We start from the raw sequence: 16,895 nt of genomic DNA, 5'->3' as shown, positions 1-16,895 counted from the left end.
TCCTGATGTTCAATGGAATGAAATCTACAACTTTGTCGAGAGTGCCACAGGTCCCGTTCTCCGTCCAGCTTGGCGTGGGCGGGGATCGGGGCCGTCTTTCAGGGGTCCGGGGCGCTACATGCGGCGGTAATCGCCAAGCATGACGGGGCAGCGGCGGCCCGCGTCGGTGAGGCCGTATCCGCCGCCGTTCAGCACGAGGTGCCATGTCGGGTGGTAGCCGGGCACCTGCGCGCGGCTGTAGGAGCAGCCGCCGGGCGTGGTGTAGTAGCGGCCGGTGTAATCCGGGCCGGGATGGGGGTGCGCGGCACTGGCGCCGATGCCGCGCTCGCTTGCGAAGACGGTGGGGCCGGCCGTGGCGGGCGCGGCCAGCGAGAGCGCGGCGGCGGCGAGGAGAAGGCGGATCGGGGTCATCGTGAGGCTCCTTGCGCGAGATGTGACGCGGGCACCCTGCCCGCTCGGAGATGAACCGGACCTTCAGGATTAGACTTGTCGACATTCGCGGCACCGCTTCGCACCCCGTCCCCGGACCGCGCGGGGGGCGCGGCGACATGCGCCTTGCCCTCGGGGCCGGGCTTGTCCAAGGTCCGGGCCGATGCCTTCGGCGCCCGTAATGGAGGGACCGGCCATGCCCGTCTTCGAACGTTTTCTCAGCCTCTGGATCGCGCTGGCGATGATCGGGGGCGTGCTGCTGGGCAGCGCCGCGCCGGGGCTGGTCTCGGCGGTGGCCTCGGCCGAGGTGGCCTCGATCAACCTCGTCGTGGCGGTGCTGATCTGGGCCATGGTCTACCCGATGATGGTGGGCGTGGATTTCGGCGCGGTCTCGGGGATCGCGCGGCAGCCGCGCGGGCTGCTGGTGACGCTGGCGGTCAACTGGCTGATCAAGCCCTTCACCATGGCGGCGCTGGCGGTGCTGTTCTTCCAGCATGTCTTTGCGCCCTGGATCGCGCCGGAGGATGCGACGCAGTACATCGCGGGGCTGATCCTGCTGGGGGCGGCGCCCTGCACGGCGATGGTCTTTGTCTGGTCGCAGCTGACCAAGGGCGATCCGACCTACACGCTGGTGCAGGTCTCGGTGAACGATCTCATCATGGTGGTGGCCTTCGCGCCGATCGTGGCCTTCCTGCTGGGCGTGACCGACATCTCGGTGCCCTGGCAGACGCTGGTGCTGGCGACCGTGCTCTACGTCGTGCTGCCGCTGGCGGCGGGGCTGCTGACGCGGCGCAGGCTGGGCAGCGACGCGGCGATCGAGGCCTTCTCGGCGCGGGCCAAGCCCTGGTCGATGGTCGGGCTGGTGGCGACGGTGCTGATCCTCTTCGGGCTGCAGGGCGAGACGATCCTGGCGCGGCCGGGGGTGATCGCGCTGATCGCGGTGCCGATCCTGATCCAGAGCTACGGGATCTTCGCGCTGGCCTACGCGGCGGCCTTCGCGCTGCGTGTACCGCACCGCATCGCGGCGCCCTGCGCGCTGATCGGCACCTCGAACTTCTTCGAGCTGGCCGTGGCCGTGGCGATCAGCCTGTTCGGGCTGGAGTCGGGCGCGGCGCTGGCGACGGTGGTGGGCGTGCTGGTGGAGGTGCCGGTGATGCTGAGCCTCGTGGCCTTCGCCAACCGCACGCGGGCGCGCTTTGCGCCGGGCGACGCCTCCGGCGCGGCGGAGCGGCCGGCGCCGCGCGGCTAGGCCGGGAAGAAGGCGGCGGGGGTCTTCATGCCGTCGAGGCCGCGCATGGCGTCGATCCAGCGTTCCAGCGGCGCGGTGGGCGTGACGCCGGCCTCGTCGAGCCACTGGGCGTAGCCCCAGACGGCGCAGTCGCCGATGCCGGGCGCGGCGCCGTGCAGGAAGGGCCCCTCGCCCAGCAGGCGGGCGAAGTTGGCGCAGTCGGTCTCGAGCCGCACGCGGAGCCAGCAGATGACGTCGGCGGGCAGGCCCTCGCCGCCGTCGAGACGGGCTGCCTTGAGCTGCGGCAGGCACATGCCGATGCGGTTGGCCTCCCACATCAGGATCTCGCGGCCGAGGCGCAGGCCCTCGGGGCTTTCGCCGCCGAGCACGCCGAAGCGCTGCGCGATCTCGAGCAGGATGGCGCCGGACTGGAAGACCGGCGTGCCGTCGATCAGCAGGAGCGGCACCTCGGCGAAGGGGCTGGCGTCGAGGAAGTCGGTCGGGCGCGTCTCGGGCGGGGCGTGGATGTCGACGAAGGTGACGCCGTGGTCGAGCCCGGCCAGCGAGAGCGCCAGCGCGACCTTGCAGGCATGGCCCGAGTCCGGGTGGCCGTAGAGATGCAGCTGTGTCACGCGCGGGGGCCCCTGTTGTTGCACCCGGTCAGAGTGCCGAGGGGCGCGGCGGTGTCAAACCCTATCGCGCGGAACGGGCGCCGGGGCGCCCGGGACCGGGGCGGATGGCCCCGGCCGTGGGCAGTCTCACTCGCCTACGGCGTAGCGCTGGCCGGTCTCGATCAGCCCGGTGGTGCCGAGACGGTCGTTGAGGCCGCCGAAGTCGAACATGCGTTCGCTGAAGGCCTGGTTGGAGCCGCTGGCCATGAGGCTGGCGTAGTATTCCTCGGCGGTGCGGGCGAGCGCGCGGACGATGCCACCGGGGAAGATCACCATCGAGAAGCCCAGCGCCTGCAGGTCCGGGGGCATGACCATCGGGGTCGCGCCGCCCTCGACCATGTTGGCCATGAGGGGCACGCGGCGGCCGAGCCGTTCGCCCACGAGGCGCAGCTCCTCGATGCTGCGGGGGGCCTCGATGAAGAGCGCGTCGGCGCCGGCCTCGATATAGGCCTCGCCGCGGTCCATCGCGGCCTCGAAGCCCTCGACGGCGATGGCGTCGGTGCGCCCGATGATGAGCGTCTCCTCGGAGGCGCGGGCATCGGCCATGGCCCGGATCTTGCCGCACATCTCCTCGGCGGGGATCAGCGACTTGTCGGAGAGGTGGCCGCAGCGCTTGGGGAAGGTCTGGTCCTCGATCTGGAGCGCCGAGGCGCCGGCGCGCTCGTAGATGCGCATGGTGCGCTGCGCGTTGAGCGCGTTGCCGAAGCCGGTGTCGGCGTCGATCACGATGGGCAGCTCGATCCGGTCGCGGATGAGCGCCAGCGTGTCGGCCATCTCGGTCATCGTGGTCAGGCCGATGTCGGGCAGCCCCAGCCGGGTGTAGGCCAGCGCGGCGCCGGAGAGGTAGACGGCGCGGAAGCCGGCCTTCTCGGCGATGGAGGCGGTCAGCGCGTCGTAGACGCCGGGGGCGAGGAGGATCTCGGGCGCGTGCAGAAGCGCGCTCAGGCTCTGGACACTCATGCGGTCAGCTCCGGTCGGGCAAGGAAATCGGCGCAGGTCTCCTGCTCGGACACCGAGCCGAGCGCGATCAGCGTCGCGTCGTGGACATCCGTGCGGAAGGCCCCGCAGCCGTCGGTCAGCAGGATGATGCGGTAGCCGCGCATATGCGCGTCGCGCACCGTCGAGGCGACGCCGCCGTTGGTGACGATGCCCGCGACGACGAGGGTGTCGATGCCGAGCGCGTTCATGACGTGCTCCATGCGGGTCTGGTAGAAGGCGGAATAGGCGACCTTCTCGATCTCGACGTCGGGCGGCGAGAGGGTCTCGACCACCTTGTTGCCCCAGCTGTCCGGGGCGAAGTCGCCCTCGGCGAGGAAGGGGCGCAGCTCGTGCAGGTGCGGCGAGACGAGGAAGGGCCGGCCGCGCACGTGCTCGATGGTGAACTGCACCGAGGCGAAGAGCCCGCCCCGGGCGCGCAGCGCGGGCAGGATCGGGGCCACGCGCAGGGGCAGCGCCGCGAGCTCGGGCGTGCCCTGCCCCGCGCGCCCGTAGGCGCCCTCGGGGTGGAGGAAATCGTTGGTGAGGTCGATGGTCACCAGCGCGGTCTTCGCCGGGTCGATGGGGCCTCCGCTCATGCCTGGCCTTCCTTTCTTTCGATAAGGACGTTTCCGTAGGGGTCGACGATGGCGACGAGCCAGGGCTCCACGAAGATCGTGGCGTCGGGTTGTTCCAGCACCGCGGGGCCCTCGACGCGGGCGCCGACCGGCAGGTCGAGGCGCGCCAGCACGCGGGCCTCCTGCCACGCGCCGCGCACGAAGACCGGCCGGGTGCCGCGCGCGGCGGCCTCCTCGGTGGCGTCGGCGGGCGGTGCGAGGCGCGAGAGGTCGAACTTGGGGCGCGTGCCGATGACGGTCGAGCGCAGGTTCAGCACCCGGACGCCCGACTTCAGCAGGCGGCCGTAGAGACCGTGGTAGGCGGTCTCGAAGGCGCTGCGGACGGCCTCGCGCGTGGGGGCGGTGACGGTGCCGTTCCCGACGGTGACGGGGATCGGCACCGAGACGGTGTGGGTCTGGCCGACATAGGCCATGTCGAGCTCGAAGCGGGTCTCGCGGGCGGCGAACTCCGAGCCGGCGCCGTCGAGCACCGCCTGCCCGTCGTCGTGGTGCTGCTGCATGAAGCCGGTGAGCGCCTCGAGGTCGAGCCCGTCGAGGGTGGCGTTCAGCGTCTGCACGAAGTCCTGCCGCATGTCGGCGATGACGCAGCCCATCGCGGAGGTCACGCCGGGGAAGCGCGGGATCAGGGCGCGGCCGATGCCGACCTCGTCGATCATCGCGCCGGTGTGCAGCGCGCCGCCGCCGCCGAAGGGCATGTAGGCGAACTTGGCCGGGTCGTGGCCGCGCTCGATGCTGACGAGGCGGATGGCCCCGGCCATGCGCGAGTTGGCGACGCGCACGATGGCCTCGGCCGCCTCCATGACGCCGAGGCCGAGGGGCTTTGCCACGTGTTCGTCGATGGCGGCCTTGGCGGCCTCGAGGTCGAGCGTGCCGAGACCCTTGCCCAGCGGGCGGGTCGCGTCGATGCGGCCCAGCACGATGTTGGCGTCGGTGACGGTGGGCCGGGTGTTGCCGCGGCCGTAGGCGACGGGCCCGGGGTTCGAGCCCGCGCTTTCCGGCCCGATGGTCAGCAGCCCGCCGGCATCGACCGAGGCGATGGAGCCGCCGCCCGCGCCGATGGTGGCGATCTCGATCATGGGCGTGCGCACGACCATGCCGAAGTCGATGGAGGTCTGGGGCGAGACCACGGTCTCGCCGTCCACGATCATCGACACGTCGAAGCTGGTGCCGCCCATGTCGCCGGTGATGAGGTTGGCGTAGCCCGCCGTCTCGGCGATGTAGCCCGCCGCGATCACCCCCGCCGAGGGGCCGGAGAGCGCGGTGCGCACGGGGCGCTGGCAGGCGGTCTCGACCGACATGACGCCGCCGTTGGACTGCACGATCATGAACTCGCCGCCGAAGCCTCCGCCCTTGAGCGCGGTTTCCAGCCGGGCGAGGTAGCCCGCCACCTCGGGCTGCAGGTAGCCGTTGAGCGCGGTGGTCGAGAACCGCTCGAACTCGCGGATCTCGGGCAGGATCTCGGACGATCCCGCGACGTGCGGGTTCGGCCAGACCTCGCGCAGGGCGGCGACGGCGGCCTGCTCGTTGGCGGGGTTGGCATAGGCGTTGACGAAGAGCACGACGACGGCCTCGCAGCCCTTGTCGCGCAGGGCGGCGGCGGCGGCGCGCACGGCGTCGAGATCGACCGCCTGCTCGACGGTGCCGTCGGAGAGCACCCGCTCGGGCACCTCCATGCGCAGGTCGCGCGGCACGACGGGCAGGAAGTCGCCGCGCAGGCCCCAGGTGCGGGGCCGGTCGCGGCGGCGCATCTCGAGCACGTCGCGGAAGCCGGTGGTGGTGATGACGCCGGTCATGGCGCCCTTGCGCTCGAGCAGCGCGTTGGTGCCGGCGGTGGTGCCGTGCACGAGCGAGCGGATGTGGCCCATGTCGGGCTGCGCCGCGCGGATGCCGTCGAGGAAGCCGCCGGACTGGTCGGGCCGGGTCGTGGGGACCTTGGCGACGCCGGTCTCGCCTGTGGTCAGGTCGAGCGAGAAGACGTCGGTGAAGGTGCCGCCGACGTCGACCCCGATGATGCTGCCGAGGCTCATGCGTTCTTCCTCCAGGCGGTTCCGTATTGCTGGTCGGCCTGTTCCGCCGAGAGGTATCCGAGCGCCACGTCGCGGGCGACCTCGGGCGCGGGCCGGTCCGCGGCGGGCCCGTAGCCGCCGCCGCCGGGGCTCTGCAAGCGGACCTTCTGGCCCTGCCGCAACGTGATGCCGCGCATCTTCGAGGTCATCGGCGGCTGGTGCCAGCCGTCGTCCTGTTCGTAGTCGAAGCGGTTCACGGCCGCGTCGCCGCCGCCGTTGACGCCCTTGGGCGGGAACTTGCCCCGCTCGCCGAAGAAGAAGGCCTCGGCGCCGTTCTCTTCCAGCACCTCGATCTCGTAGACCGCGCCGAGCCCGCCGCGGTGCATGCCGGGACCGGCCGAGCCCTCGCGCAGGGCCCACTGGCGGAAGGCCACCGGGTAGGCCGCCTCGAGGATCTCGACCGGCGGGATGGTCGCCATCGAGATGGGCGCGGAGCCGTGGTTGAGGCCGTTGCCCTCGGGCGTGCCGCCGTGGCCGCCGCCGTAGAAGCTGAACATCACCCAGCGCTGGCCGTTCGACTTCCTGCCCGCGATGGAGAGCGCGTTGATCGTGCCGTAGGCATTGGCGACCACGCGGTCCGGGGCGGCCTGCGAGGCGGCCGAGAAGATCACGTCGATCATGCGCAGGATGGTCTCGGTGTAGCCGCCGGTGGGGGCGGGAAACTCGGCCGAGAGGAGCGAGTGCTCGGGCACCGTGATGTCGATGGGGCGCATGACGCCGGCGTTGGCCGGGAGCGCGGGGAAGATGTGCTTGATTGCCACGTAGACGCAGGCGATCGAGGTGGGCAGCGCGATGTTGATGGGCCCTGCCACCTGCGGCGCGGAGCCGGTGAAGTCGAGGCTGAGCCGGTCGCCCCGGATCTCGAGCGCAACCCGGATCGGCAGCGGCGCGTCGGTGATGCCGTCGTTGTCGAGGAAGTCCTCGGCCTCCCACCGGCCGTCGGGCAGCGCGTCGACCTCCTTGCGCATGAGCGTCTCGGCGCGTGCCGAGAGCGCCGCGAGCGCCCCGGTCACGGTCGCGCCGCCGTATTCGTCGAGCAGCGCATCCATGCGCTTGATCCCGAGATCCAGCGCGCCGAGCTGGCCGTTGACGTCGCCCTCGGCCGACTGCGGCAGGCGGGTGTTGCGCAGGATGATGTCGAGGATGTCGGTCCGCAGCTCGCCCTCGGAGACGAATTTCACCGGGGGCAGCACGACCGCCTCCTGGAAGACCTCGGTCGCGGCGGGATTGTAGTTGCCGGGCACCGCGCCGCCGACGTCGTGCCAGTGGCCGACGGAGGCCAGCCAGCAGAAGAGCTCGCCGTTGCGGAAGTAGGGCCGCACGAGGCGCATGTCCGACAGGTGCGTGCCGCCGATGTGGGCGTCGTTGAAGATCCAGACGTCGCCGTCCTTCGGACCGCCCTGTTCGGCCGCCTTGTCGATGACCGCCTTCACGGCAAAGGCCATGACGCCCACGAAGATCGGCAGGCCGTTCTTGCCCTGCACCATCGTCTCGCCGGTCTGCGGGTGGTAGATGCCGTGGCTGGCGTCATGGGCCTCGGCGATGATCGGGTTGAAGGCCGAGCGGAAGAGCGTGGCGTCCATCTCGTCCGCGATCTGTTCCATCCGGCCGGCGAGAATCGCCAGCGTGATCGGGTCGATGCCCCGGTCCCCTGCCGGGTCCTGTGCCCCGGTATCCGGGACCGTCTGGGCCGTTCCGGCGTTGCTCATCCACGCGACTCCCTGATTTCTGTTGATCAGCCTACCGGCATCCTGTATTTTTTAAAATACAAATTTTTGGCTTTCAACCCGGGATATTTACTGGTGGCAAAAATACAGAACAGTTGCATGATGTGGTCAGGGCGCCTAGGTGGGGCGCCAGTTCGGAGGAGGCAGTGGTCATGACGGTACACAACGGCGCAACGGCACCCGAGGGCGGCAAGGCCCGCCGCATCTACCTGCTTCTGCGGGACGAGATCATGGGCGGCACCCATGCCCCCGGCCAGGCGCTGCCGGGCGAGCTGAAGCTGGCGGAGACGCATGGCGTCTCGCGCGTGACGATCCGGCGGGCGCTGGATGCGCTGGTGGGCGACGGGCTGGTCGAGCGGCGCGCGGGCAGTGGCACGGTTGTAAGGCAGCCCAGCTCGACGCCGGTGCAGCTCAAGGCCGATTTCGCGACGCTGATGCCGCAGCTGCAGCGCATGGCCGACGAGACCACCGCGCGGCTGCTGTCCTTTGCCTATGTCGCGCCGCCGCCGCCGGTCTCGGAGGCGCTGAACCTGCAGGCGGGCGAGCGGGTGCAGCGCGCGGTGCGCCTGCGCCTTGCCAGCGACAAGGCCTTTTCGCACCTCACCACCTATGTCCCCGAGCGCATCGCGCAGAGCTATTCCGAGGCCGATCTCGCGAGCACGCCGCTGTTCCGGCTGCTGGAGCGGCGCGGCGTGCACATCGACCACGCGCGGCAGACCGTTTCGGCCGTGCTGGCGACGCCCGAGACCGCCGAGGCGCTGGAGACCACGGTGGGCGCGGCGCTGATCTCGCTCATGCGGGTGGTCTACGACACCGACGGCGCGGGGATCGAGTATCTCTCGGCGCTCTACCGGCCGGACCGCTTCCAGCTGGAGCTGACGCTGAACCGCGTGGGCGGCGGCGACGACCGCCACTGGGAGCCGGTGCTGACCGGCGCGGCGCAGCGGGCGGCGCAATGAGCGGGCGCACGACGCTCGACAAGCTCTGGGACGACCACGAGATCCTGCGCCGCGAGGACGGGACCTCGCTGCTCTGGGTGGACCGGCACTTCGTGCACGAGGGCTCGCACCATGCCTTCGCCAAGATCGCCGAGCGCGACATGGGGGTGCGGCATCCCGAGCTGACCTTCGGGGTGGCGGATCACTACGTGCCGACGCGGGGCGCGCCGCGCAGTGCCGACATCGCGCGGATGATCGCGACGCTGACCGGGAACGCGGAGCGGCACGGGATCGAGCTCTTCGGCGTGAAGGACCCGCGGCAGGGGATCGTGCACGTTGCGGGGCCGGAACAGGGGCTGACGCTGCCGGGCCTGCTGGTGGTCTGCGGCGACAGCCACACCGCGACGCATGGCGCGCTTGGCGCCTATGCCTTCGGCATCGGCGCGACCGAGGTGGCGCATGTGCTGGCGACGCAGACGATCTGGCAGAAGAAGCCCAAACGCATGCGGCTGCGGGTCGAGGGGGCGCTGCATCCGGGCGTGGGCGCCAAGGACATCGCGCTCAACTGGATCTCGACGCTGGGCGCCGACGGGGCGCGCGGGCATGCGATCGAATATGCCGGCAGCGCGGTGCGCGACCTGAGCGTCGAGGGACGGCTGACGCTGTGCAACCTCTCGATCGAGGGCGGCGCGCGCAGCGGCATGGTGCCGCCCGACGCGGTGACGCTGGAGTGGATCGCGGGGCGGCCCTTCGCGCCCGAGGGGGCGCTGTGGGAGCGCGCCTGCGAGGCCTTCCTGGCGCTCGCGCCGGACGCGGATGCCGAATACGACCGCGAGGCGGTGCTCGATGCCTCGGAGATCGCGCCCATCGTGACATGGGGCACCTCGCCCGAAGAGGCGCTGCCGGTGACGGCCACCCTGCCCGACCCGGCGCGGGCAGAGACAGAGGCGGAGGCGCGGCGGATCTCGGCCTCGCTCGACTACATGGGGCTGGGCGCGGGGCGGCCGCTGGCGGGCACGCCGGTGGACCAGATCTTCATCGGGTCCTGCACAAACGGCCGGATCGAGGACCTGCGCAGCGCGGCCGCCGTGCTCAAGGGGCGCCGGGCGGTGGTGCCGGGCATGATCTCGCCCGGGTCCTCGGCGGTGAAGGCGCAGGCCGAGCAGGAGGGGCTGGACCGGATCTTTGCCGAGGCGGGCCTCGACTGGGTCGCCTCGGGCTGTTCGATGTGCGTGGGCATGAACGGCGACCTGGTGGAAAGCGGCAAGCGCTGCGCCTCGACCACGAACCGCAATTTCCGCGGCCGGCAGGGACAGGGCGCACGCACGCACCTGATGAGCCCCGCGATGGCCGCCGCCGCCGCCGTCACGGGCACGATCACCGACGCGCGGCCCCTGCTGGAGGGACGCAGCTGATGCCGGGATGGACCGTTCAGGAGGGCCGCGCCGTGGCCCTGCCGCTGGAGAATGTGGATACCGACCAGCTGATCCCGGCGCGCTTCATGTCGACGCCGCGCTCGGAGGGCTATGGCGGCTTCCTGCTGCACGACCTGCGCCACGACGCGGAGGGCCAGCCCGATCCGGACTTTCCGCTGAACGCGCCCGGGGCGGAGGCGGCGCGCATCCTCGTGACGCGGCGCAACTTCGGGGCGGGCTCGTCGCGCGAGGCGGCGGTCTATGCGCTGGTCGACGCGGGCTTCCGCGTGGTGATCGCGCCGAGCTTCGGGGACATCTTCTCGTCGAACGCGGTGAACAACGGGCTGCTGCCCGCGCAGCTGGACGCCGAGGCGGTCGAGACGCTGCTGGCGGCCTGCCCCTGCGAGATGCGGGTGGATCTCGAGGCCGGGACGATCTCGGCGCCGGGCGGCGCGGTCGGCTTCACGCTGGACCGCGTGTGGCGGCAGAAGCTGATGAACGGCTGGGACGACATCGACCTGACGCTCGCGCACGACAGCGAGATCGGCGCGTTCGCCGAGACCCGGAAGCGGGCGCAGCCCTGGACCTGGCCGGCCTGAGCGCGGCGACCGGCCCTCAGGGACGGTGTTCGGCCATGTCGTTCCAGACCTCCTGCCGCAGGATCAGGCCGTCCGCGACCTCGAAGCGGTCGATGAAGCGGATGCCGGAAAAGGGCGTGCCGTCGGGCCATGCGCCTTCGAGCGTGCCGCTGACGTAGACCGCGCCCGCGCTCTCCTCGGCGCGCTCGATCCGCTTGGCGATGCGGGCATAGCGCGGGGCGGACCAGGCGGCGAGCTCCGCGAGGTCGCGGAAGGTGGCGCCGCCGGGGAAGGTCATCACGGCATCGGGGGCGAGCAGTGCGGCGGCGCGGTCGGGCGCGCCCTCGGCGAGGTGGCCGAGGAAGGCGAGTGCGGTGGTGCGCGGGGTCATTTGCGTTTTCCGAAGGTGCCGACACGGCTTGTGCCGGAAGCGTCGTAGGCCCCCTGCCCCGGCATCTCGGCCCAGGTGCGGAAGGGCTCGGAGGGGGTGACCTCCCCGGATTGCAGGAGGGCGTGCCAGGTCTCGCAGGCCTCGACGAAGCGGTTCACGCCGACGGGCCAGATGACGTAGCTGAGCGCCTCGAGCATCTGCGGCTCGGGGATCGCCTGCGCGTAGGCGCGGGCGAGGTGATGGCGCACCGACGCCTGCGCGCCGCGCGCGGCCTGGGCGCAGAGCATGGCGAGTTCGAGTGTCTGCGGGTCGATCCGGCCCGCGTTGAGCGCGGCGAGCCCGTCGTCGTAGGCGCGCTGCGCGTCGAGGTCCGGCAGGAGCGTGGCCCAGGCGCCCTGCGCCATGCGCAGCCCGTCGTGGCCGGTGGCGAAACCCGCCATGGATATCAGCGCCTCGGCCTGCGCGCCGGTGCCGCCGTGTTCGAGGAAGAGCGAGACGTGGTGCGTGCCGATCGCCTCCTCGGCGACGACCAGCAGGGTCAGCCACGCGCATTCGCGGGCCAGCGGCGAGAGGGCGCGCTCATCGACGGTGAGCGCGCGATACATGGCGAGATAGGCCTCGTGCAGCGCCGGGTCGCCCGCCGCCATGGCGCCGTGGTGCGGCAGCAGGAAGCCGCGCGCGGACATGAGCGCCTCGAGGCGGTCGCGCAGGTCAGTCATCGGGGCCGCCCCCGTGACCGCCCTGCCCCGGGAAATGCGCCCAGGTGAGGAAGGGCTCGGTCGCGTCCAGCTCGCCGGCGCGGATCATCTCGCGCCAGATCTGCGCGGTGGTGACGAAATAGGGCACCGAGGCCGGGAACATGGTCAGCGAGAGCGCCTCGGAGAGGGCCATCTCGTCGACGCCGGCGGCGTAGGCGTCGCGCAGCTGCCAGCGCAGGCCCTCCCAGTCGCCCATGCAGATCTGCACGGTGCAGGCCGCCATCTGGACGAGGTCGGGCGGCGCGCCCTCGCCCGCGGCGGTCACCGCGCGGCGCCATTCGGCGGGCACGTCGACCTCGGGGAGCAGCGTCTTCCAGTGCTCCTGCGTGAAGCGGAAGGCGCGGAAGCCGCAGACGGTGGCGGTGAGGCGCAGCACGGCGGCGAGTTCCTCGGGGGTGCCGTGCGCGGCGTGGAACTTGGCGATGTGATGCGTGGCATGCGCCTCGTCGGCGGCGATCAGGATGGCGAGCCAGACGAATTCGCGGTCGTGGTGCGAGAGCACGCGGTCCTCGAGCGCGAGCGCGGTATAGGCCGCGTCGTAGCCCGCCAGCAGGTTGGGCGCGGTCATGGCCAGGAGGCCGTGGTGCGGCAGCAGGTAGCCGCGCTTGGCCTTCAGGTCTGCGAGGTCAGTCTCGAGGTTCATGCGACGGCCTTTCCCGTGAGGTCTGCGATGACGAAGTCGGCGGCCTTGGCGCCGATCATCTGCGAGGGCGCGCCGGTGTTGCAAGAGGGCATGGTCGGCATGACCGAGGCATCGGCCACGCGCAGCCCCTCGATCCCGCGCAGGCGGAGCTGGCCGTCGACGACCGAGGCCGGATCGGCGCCCATGCGGCATGTGCCGACGGGGTGGAAGACCGTGTCGGCGACCTGCCGGATCCATGCGTCGAGCTCGGCGTCGGTCTGGCGGTCGGGCCCGGGGGCGCATTCGGCGCCGCGGAAGGCGTCGAAGGCGGGCTGGGCGAAGATCTCGCGCAGCTGGCGGACGCCCGAGCGCAGCACCGCGAGGTCGCGCGGGGCCGAGAGGTAGTTGGGCCGGATGGAGGGCGCGTCGAAGGGATCGGCGGAGCGCAGGGCGATCTCGCCGGTGCTGTCGGGGCGCATCTGGTAGACGTTGGCGAAGAAGCCGTGGCCGCGGTCGGGCTGGCCGCCGAAGGGCATGCGCACGGCGGCGGTGGAGCGGCCGGGCAGGAAATGCGCCTGCAGGTCGGCCTCGTCGAGGGCCGGGTCGCTGCGCAGGAAGGCGCCTGCCTCGAGCGGGAAGCGCGCGGCGGGGCCGGTGCCGCGCCCCAGCGCCTCGAGCAGCGCCATGCCGGCGCGGTCGGCGCGCAGCAGGTTGTGCAGCGTGACGGGCTGCGTGCAGTCGTATTCGACGCGCACGAGCAGGTGGTCGCGCAGGTTCTGCCCGACGCCGGGGCTGTCGGCCACCACGTCGATGCCGTGCCCGCGCAGCGCGTCGGCCGGGCCGATGCCCGAGAGCATGAGGATCTGCGGCGAGTTCACCGTGCCCGCCGAGAGGATGATCTCGTGGCCCGCGTGGACGGTCACGCGGCGGCGCCCGATGGCCAGCTCGACGCCGGTGGCGCGGCCGCGCTCGGTGACGATCCGCAGGACGCGGGCGCCGGTCAGCACCTGCAGGTTGCCGCCCTCCTTCGCGGGATCGAGGAAGGCGCTGGCGGCGCTCATCCGGCGGCCGCCGGAGATGGTGTAGTCGTAGCGGCCCACCCCGTCGGGCGCGGGGCCGTTGAAATCACTGGTGCGCGCGTGGCCGGCCTGCTGGCCCGCGTCGAGGAAGGCCTGCGAGAGCGGGTTGATCGCGTCGTAGGTCGAGAGCCGCTGCGGGCCGGAGCCGCCGTGCACCTCGGTCTCGCCGGCCCAGTGGCCCTCGATCTCGCGGTAGCTGCGCAGGACCTTGTCCCAGGACCAGTCGGGCAGGCCCATCTGCGCCCAGTGGTCGTAGTCCGAGGGCAGCCCCCGGGTCCAGACCATGCCGTTGATCGCCGAGGAGCCGCCCAGCACCTTGCCGCGCGGCCAGAAGATGCGGCGGTTGCCGAGGTTGGGCTCGGGCTCGGTGTGGTAGAACCAGTTGGCGTAGCGGTTGCGCAGCAGGATGCCGGTCATGAGCGGGACGCGCAGGAGCGGGTTCCAGTCGCGCCCCCCGGCCTCGATCACCATGACGCGGGCGCCGCCCTGCATGGCGATCCGGCCGGCGGCGGTGGCCCCGGCGGAGCCGGAGCCGATCACGATCACGTCCGCGTTGAGGGTGGGCATGGCGGTGTCCTTCTAGAGCACGCGGGCGATGCGGTTGGCGTCCTGCATCGCCTCGAAGAGCGTGCGGGGCGCGGTGGCGTCGCCGATGGTGAGGGGATGCAGGCCGCGCTCTTCGAGCGCGGATTGCAGCGCGGTGGCGGCCCGGCCGGGCGCGGCGTGCACGAGGGTGTCGTAGGGGCCGAAGCCCTGCGCGCGCTGCTGCATGGGGATGGTGGCCTCGAGCATGCCGTCGGCGCCGCCGGTGAGGACGTGGCCGAGGCGGAAGGTGACGCCCGCGGCGGCGAGGCGTTCGAGCGCGGTCATGCGCGAATAGAGCGAGACCGCCCAGAGCGGCGTGGTCGAGGCCTGGAAGATCTCGACCGTGGCCCCTGCGGCGGCCAGCGTCTCGGCCACGGAAAGCGTGGCCCAGGAGCCCTCGTCGTCGCGGATCGCGACGCGCCTGCCCTCCCAGTCGCGCGGCATGGAAAGCGCCCGGTCGGCGGTCAGCGCCGGAAGCCCCGCGAGGGGCGCGGCGCTGCGGGCGGCGCCGCAGGCGAGGATGACCGTATCGGGGCGTGCCGCTGCGACGGCCTCGGGCGTGACCTCGGAGCCGGTGTGCAGGGTGACGCCCGCGCGCCGGACCGCGCCGGTGAGCCAGTCGCGCATGCGGTGCAGGTCGCTGCGCCCGGTGCCTGTGCCCGCCACGTTGAGCACGCCGCCAAGGGTCACGGCGCGTTCCCGGAGCGTGACCTCGTGGCCCGCGAGGGCGGCGAGGCGCGCGGCCTCGAGCCCCGAGGGACCGCCGCCGATCACAAGTACGCGGCGCGGCGACATGGTGCGGGGCGGCTGCTCGGACCAGTGGTCCTCGCGGCCGACGCGGGGGTTCATCATGCAGGAAATGGGACGGTGCGCCCCCACCTGCCCGATGCAGAAGTTGTGCGCGACGCAGGGGCGGATCTGGTCGTCGCGGCCCTCGAGCGCCTTGTCGATGAGCTGCGGGTCGGCCATGTGGGCGCGGTTCATGCCGACCATGTCGATGCTCCCGCGCGCGAGCGTGTCCTCGGCCTCGGCCAGGGTGCGGTAGCGGTTGGCGGTGAGCAGCGGCAGCTTGCCGATGACCGGGCGCAGGGCCTCGGTCAGGTCGCGGAAGGGATGCGGCGGATGGGCCATGTCGGCGACGTGGTGGCCGATCGAGGGCCACTGGTAGGCCGCGACCGAGGCGTTGAAGAAGGCCACGCCCGGCACCTTGACGGCGCGGGCGGTGATCTCGCGCTGCTCCTCGGGGCCGAGGGCGCCGGGCTGGACGTCGTCGACGCTGGTGCGCAGGCCGACGGGCATGATGCCCTGCATCTCGCGGGTGACGGCCTCGACCACCTCGAGCGGGAAGCGCAGGCGGTTCTCGAGCGAGCCGCCGTAGTCATCCTCGCGCGCGTTGGCGGCGGGCGAGAGGAACTGGTGCAGCAGGTGGCCGTGGCCGATGTGCACCTCCATGCCCTCGAAGCCCGCCTCGGCGGCAAGGCCCGCCGTCTCGAGGTAGGCCTCGCGGACCTCGGTCATCTCGGCGCGGGTCATGGCATGGGGGATCTCGCCGCCCGCGACCCAGGGGATCGCCGAGGGGCCCCATGCGGGCAGGCCGTGGGTGTCGTTGGGGCCGTGGCGGCCGGCGTGGGTGATCTGGACGAAGGCGCGGGCGCCCTCCTCGCGGATCGCCTCGACGATGCGGCGCAGCCCGTCGAGCGCGCGGCGGTCCGAGCCCGAGAGTCCGCCGGAGCGGCCCAGCGAGGTGCGGTGCACGCGCAGCGGCTCGACGATGACGAGGCCCACGGTGCGGGCGCGTTCGCGCAGGTAGGCGACGTGGCGCCGGGTCGGCAGGAAGTCGACGCCGAAATTCGTGGTGTGGGCCGGCAGGAAGATGCGGTTGCGGACCTCGACGCCGGCCAGGTCGAAGGGTTGCATCACGCGGTCGTAGCGGCTCATTCCGGCTTGGGGACCTCCTGCCCGGTGCGCGCGTCGACAAGCGACATCTCGACGTAGACCTTGCCGGTGCCGCCGTGGTCGATGCCGGTGTCGAAGCAGTCGAAATGGGCGTAGCGGCCCACGGGGTGCAGCCCCTCGGCCAGCCGGTCCTGCGCCATCATGAGCGCGGGCTGCAGCTTGCAGATCATGCCGATGCAGAGGTTGGCGCTGGACTGGTCCGCGAGCAGCCGGCCCTTGTGGTCGAAGACGAAGGTCTCGTCCTCGTGGATCTTGTTGGCGCAGTGGAAGGCGCGGGTCACGGTGGCGACGAGGCGCAGGTCCTCGGGGGTCATGGCGTTGGGCAGGCTCATTGCGCGTCCTCCCGCGCGTCGGAGCCCGCCGGGTGGCGGTCGGTGACGGGCTCGTGGGTCTGCGCGTCGCGGATGTGGACCTGCGCGAGCGCCTTGCCCGCGCCGTGGTCGGCGCCGGTCATCGGGCATTCGACGTATTGCCAGATGCAGGTGAGCGGGTTCAGCCCCTCGGCGGCGCGGTCGAAGGTCATGTAGAAGATCGACAGCACGGGCGACATCAGGTGCACGCAGAGCGGCGCGTCGGAAAGCTCGGGCTTCACCTTGTGGCGCATGTCGAAGACGATGCGCTGGCCCTCGGCGATGCCGCAGCCGCAGCCGCCGGGGGCGGCGGTGACCTCGACCACGATCTCGTAGCGGTCGAGCCAGTCGATGCCGAGGTGCCGGCGGCCCGAGAAGAGGTTCTTCGCCTCGGGCGAGAGGCGTTCGATGTCGCCCTCCTCGAAGTCGAGGGCGGGCTTCAGGACCTCGGCCATCTCGTCGAGGGTGTCGTCCTCCTGCACGTAATAG

General features: G+C 71.9%; 17 protein-coding genes. 4 read left to right on the top strand and 13 right to left on the bottom strand.

The annotated features are described in order from the left end of the window. Nucleotides 1-114 precede the first annotated feature (114 nt). Nucleotides 115-411, bottom strand: a complete 297-nt coding sequence (locus SALMUC_RS05070; protein ID WP_020040874.1) for a hypothetical protein — start codon at nt 409-411, stop codon at nt 115-117. Between the two features lie 214 nt (nt 412-625). On the opposite strand from SALMUC_RS05070, the gene arsB reads away from it, so the two are divergent. Further along, entirely contained in the window at nt 626-1,678 is a 1,053-nt protein-coding gene (gene arsB, locus SALMUC_RS05065; RefSeq protein ID WP_020040873.1) for an ACR3 family arsenite efflux transporter, read from the top strand. Here the strand turns inward: arsB and SALMUC_RS05060 are convergent. The 5 genes from SALMUC_RS05060 to SALMUC_RS05040 form a co-directional block, all read right to left on the bottom strand. Next, nucleotides 1,675-2,289, bottom strand: a complete 615-nt coding sequence (locus SALMUC_RS05060) for a glutathione S-transferase family protein (protein WP_020040872.1) — start codon at nt 2,287-2,289, stop codon at nt 1,675-1,677. The genes arsB and SALMUC_RS05060 overlap by 4 nt on opposite strands. 126 nt (nt 2,290-2,415) lie before the next feature. Then, nucleotides 2,416-3,288: an isocitrate lyase/PEP mutase family protein gene (locus tag SALMUC_RS05055; RefSeq protein WP_020040871.1), complete on the bottom strand. Its 873-nt coding sequence runs from the start codon at nt 3,286-3,288 to the stop codon at nt 2,416-2,418. Next, nucleotides 3,285-3,902: a cysteine hydrolase family protein gene (locus tag SALMUC_RS05050; RefSeq protein WP_020040870.1), complete on the bottom strand. Its 618-nt coding sequence runs from the start codon at nt 3,900-3,902 to the stop codon at nt 3,285-3,287. Before SALMUC_RS05050 ends, SALMUC_RS05055 begins: the two co-directional genes overlap by 4 nt. Next, on the bottom strand, nt 3,899-5,968 hold the full coding sequence (locus SALMUC_RS05045) for a hydantoinase/oxoprolinase family protein (protein ID WP_020040869.1): 2,070 nt from the start codon (nt 5,966-5,968) through the stop codon (nt 3,899-3,901). Before SALMUC_RS05045 ends, SALMUC_RS05050 begins: the two co-directional genes overlap by 4 nt. After that, nucleotides 5,965-7,716, bottom strand: coding sequence for a hydantoinase B/oxoprolinase family protein (locus SALMUC_RS05040; RefSeq protein WP_020040868.1), 1,752 nt, complete (start codon nt 7,714-7,716; stop codon nt 5,965-5,967). The genes SALMUC_RS05045 and SALMUC_RS05040 overlap by 4 nt, the downstream gene beginning before the upstream one ends. A gap of 170 nt (nt 7,717-7,886) precedes the next feature. On the opposite strand from SALMUC_RS05040, the gene SALMUC_RS05035 reads away from it, so the two are divergent. Genes SALMUC_RS05035 through leuD form a run of 3 tightly spaced genes read left to right on the top strand, consistent with a single transcriptional unit; the run spans nt 7,887 to nt 10,686 of the window. Continuing rightward, nucleotides 7,887-8,693, top strand: a complete 807-nt coding sequence (locus SALMUC_RS05035) for a GntR family transcriptional regulator (protein WP_020040867.1) — start codon at nt 7,887-7,889, stop codon at nt 8,691-8,693. After that, nucleotides 8,690-10,087, top strand: a complete 1,398-nt coding sequence (gene leuC, locus SALMUC_RS05030; protein ID WP_020040866.1) for a 3-isopropylmalate dehydratase large subunit — start codon at nt 8,690-8,692, stop codon at nt 10,085-10,087. The genes SALMUC_RS05035 and leuC overlap by 4 nt, the downstream gene beginning before the upstream one ends. Then, on the top strand, nt 10,087-10,686 hold the full coding sequence (gene leuD / locus SALMUC_RS05025) for a 3-isopropylmalate dehydratase small subunit (RefSeq protein WP_020040865.1): 600 nt from the start codon (nt 10,087-10,089) through the stop codon (nt 10,684-10,686). The genes leuC and leuD overlap by 1 nt, the downstream gene beginning before the upstream one ends. A 16-nt stretch (nt 10,687-10,702) precedes the next feature. Here the strand turns inward: leuD and SALMUC_RS05020 are convergent, their stop codons facing one another. The 7 genes from SALMUC_RS05020 to SALMUC_RS04990 are packed head-to-tail and all read right to left on the bottom strand — an operon-like array spanning nt 10,703 to nt 16,888. Beyond that, complete coding sequence (locus SALMUC_RS05020; RefSeq protein ID WP_020040864.1) at nt 10,703-11,056, bottom strand: nuclear transport factor 2 family protein; 354 nt, start codon at nt 11,054-11,056, stop codon at nt 10,703-10,705. After that, nucleotides 11,053-11,775, bottom strand: a complete 723-nt coding sequence (locus tag SALMUC_RS05015; RefSeq protein WP_020040863.1) for a carboxymuconolactone decarboxylase family protein — start codon at nt 11,773-11,775, stop codon at nt 11,053-11,055. The genes SALMUC_RS05020 and SALMUC_RS05015 overlap by 4 nt, the downstream gene beginning before the upstream one ends. Beyond that, nucleotides 11,768-12,457, bottom strand: coding sequence for a carboxymuconolactone decarboxylase family protein (locus SALMUC_RS05010; RefSeq protein ID WP_020040862.1), 690 nt, complete (start codon nt 12,455-12,457; stop codon nt 11,768-11,770). Before SALMUC_RS05010 ends, SALMUC_RS05015 begins: the two co-directional genes overlap by 8 nt. Beyond that, complete coding sequence (locus SALMUC_RS05005) at nt 12,454-14,082, bottom strand: GMC family oxidoreductase (RefSeq protein ID WP_020040861.1); 1,629 nt, start codon at nt 14,080-14,082, stop codon at nt 12,454-12,456. Before SALMUC_RS05005 ends, SALMUC_RS05010 begins: the two co-directional genes overlap by 4 nt. 12 nt (nt 14,083-14,094) lie before the next feature. Continuing rightward, on the bottom strand, nt 14,095-16,038 hold the full coding sequence (locus tag SALMUC_RS05000; protein WP_020040860.1) for an oxidoreductase: 1,944 nt from the start codon (nt 16,036-16,038) through the stop codon (nt 14,095-14,097). Then, nucleotides 16,035-16,388 (bottom strand): hypothetical protein, encoded by a 354-nt coding sequence (locus SALMUC_RS04995; protein ID WP_020040859.1) that lies wholly within the window; start codon nt 16,386-16,388, stop codon nt 16,035-16,037. The genes SALMUC_RS05000 and SALMUC_RS04995 overlap by 4 nt, the downstream gene beginning before the upstream one ends. Continuing rightward, nucleotides 16,385-16,888: a hypothetical protein gene (locus SALMUC_RS04990; RefSeq protein ID WP_021119850.1), complete on the bottom strand. Its 504-nt coding sequence runs from the start codon at nt 16,886-16,888 to the stop codon at nt 16,385-16,387. Before SALMUC_RS04990 ends, SALMUC_RS04995 begins: the two co-directional genes overlap by 4 nt. Nucleotides 16,889-16,895: the final 7 nt, after the last annotated feature.

Origin of the sequence: Salipiger mucosus DSM 16094 (assembly GCF_000442255.1) — a bacterium.
Lineage (GTDB): Bacteria > Pseudomonadota > Alphaproteobacteria > Rhodobacterales > Rhodobacteraceae > Salipiger > Salipiger mucosus.
Note: the sequence above shows the minus strand (reverse complement) of the source record. Positions and strands in the feature narration are given on the sequence as shown.

Bases quoted from the DNA above. Each gene is read 5' to 3' on its own strand.
- SALMUC_RS05070 (WP_020040874.1), bottom strand. From the start codon at position 411: ATGACCCCGATCCGCCTTCTCCTCGCCGCCGCCGCGCTCTCGCTGGCC.
- arsB (WP_020040873.1), top strand. From the start codon at position 626: ATGCCCGTCTTCGAACGTTTTCTCAGCCTCTGGATCGCGCTGGCGATG.
- SALMUC_RS05055 (WP_020040871.1), bottom strand. From the start codon at position 3,288: ATGAGTGTCCAGAGCCTGAGCGCGCTTCTGCACGCGCCCGAGATCCTC.
- SALMUC_RS05050 (WP_020040870.1), bottom strand. From the start codon at position 3,902: ATGAGCGGAGGCCCCATCGACCCGGCGAAGACCGCGCTGGTGACCATC.
- SALMUC_RS05045 (WP_020040869.1), bottom strand. From the start codon at position 5,968: ATGAGCCTCGGCAGCATCATCGGGGTCGACGTCGGCGGCACCTTCACC.
- SALMUC_RS05040 (WP_020040868.1), bottom strand. From the start codon at position 7,716: ATGAGCAACGCCGGAACGGCCCAGACGGTCCCGGATACCGGGGCACAG.
- SALMUC_RS05035 (WP_020040867.1), top strand. From the start codon at position 7,887: ATGACGGTACACAACGGCGCAACGGCACCCGAGGGCGGCAAGGCCCGC.
- leuC (WP_020040866.1), top strand. From the start codon at position 8,690: ATGAGCGGGCGCACGACGCTCGACAAGCTCTGGGACGACCACGAGATC.
- leuD (WP_020040865.1), top strand. From the start codon at position 10,087: ATGCCGGGATGGACCGTTCAGGAGGGCCGCGCCGTGGCCCTGCCGCTG.
- SALMUC_RS05020 (WP_020040864.1), bottom strand. From the start codon at position 11,056: ATGACCCCGCGCACCACCGCACTCGCCTTCCTCGGCCACCTCGCCGAG.
- SALMUC_RS05015 (WP_020040863.1), bottom strand. From the start codon at position 11,775: ATGACTGACCTGCGCGACCGCCTCGAGGCGCTCATGTCCGCGCGCGGC.
- SALMUC_RS05010 (WP_020040862.1), bottom strand. From the start codon at position 12,457: ATGAACCTCGAGACTGACCTCGCAGACCTGAAGGCCAAGCGCGGCTAC.
- SALMUC_RS05005 (WP_020040861.1), bottom strand. From the start codon at position 14,082: ATGCCCACCCTCAACGCGGACGTGATCGTGATCGGCTCCGGCTCCGCC.
- SALMUC_RS05000 (WP_020040860.1), bottom strand. From the start codon at position 16,038: ATGAGCCGCTACGACCGCGTGATGCAACCCTTCGACCTGGCCGGCGTC.
- SALMUC_RS04995 (WP_020040859.1), bottom strand. From the start codon at position 16,388: ATGAGCCTGCCCAACGCCATGACCCCCGAGGACCTGCGCCTCGTCGCC.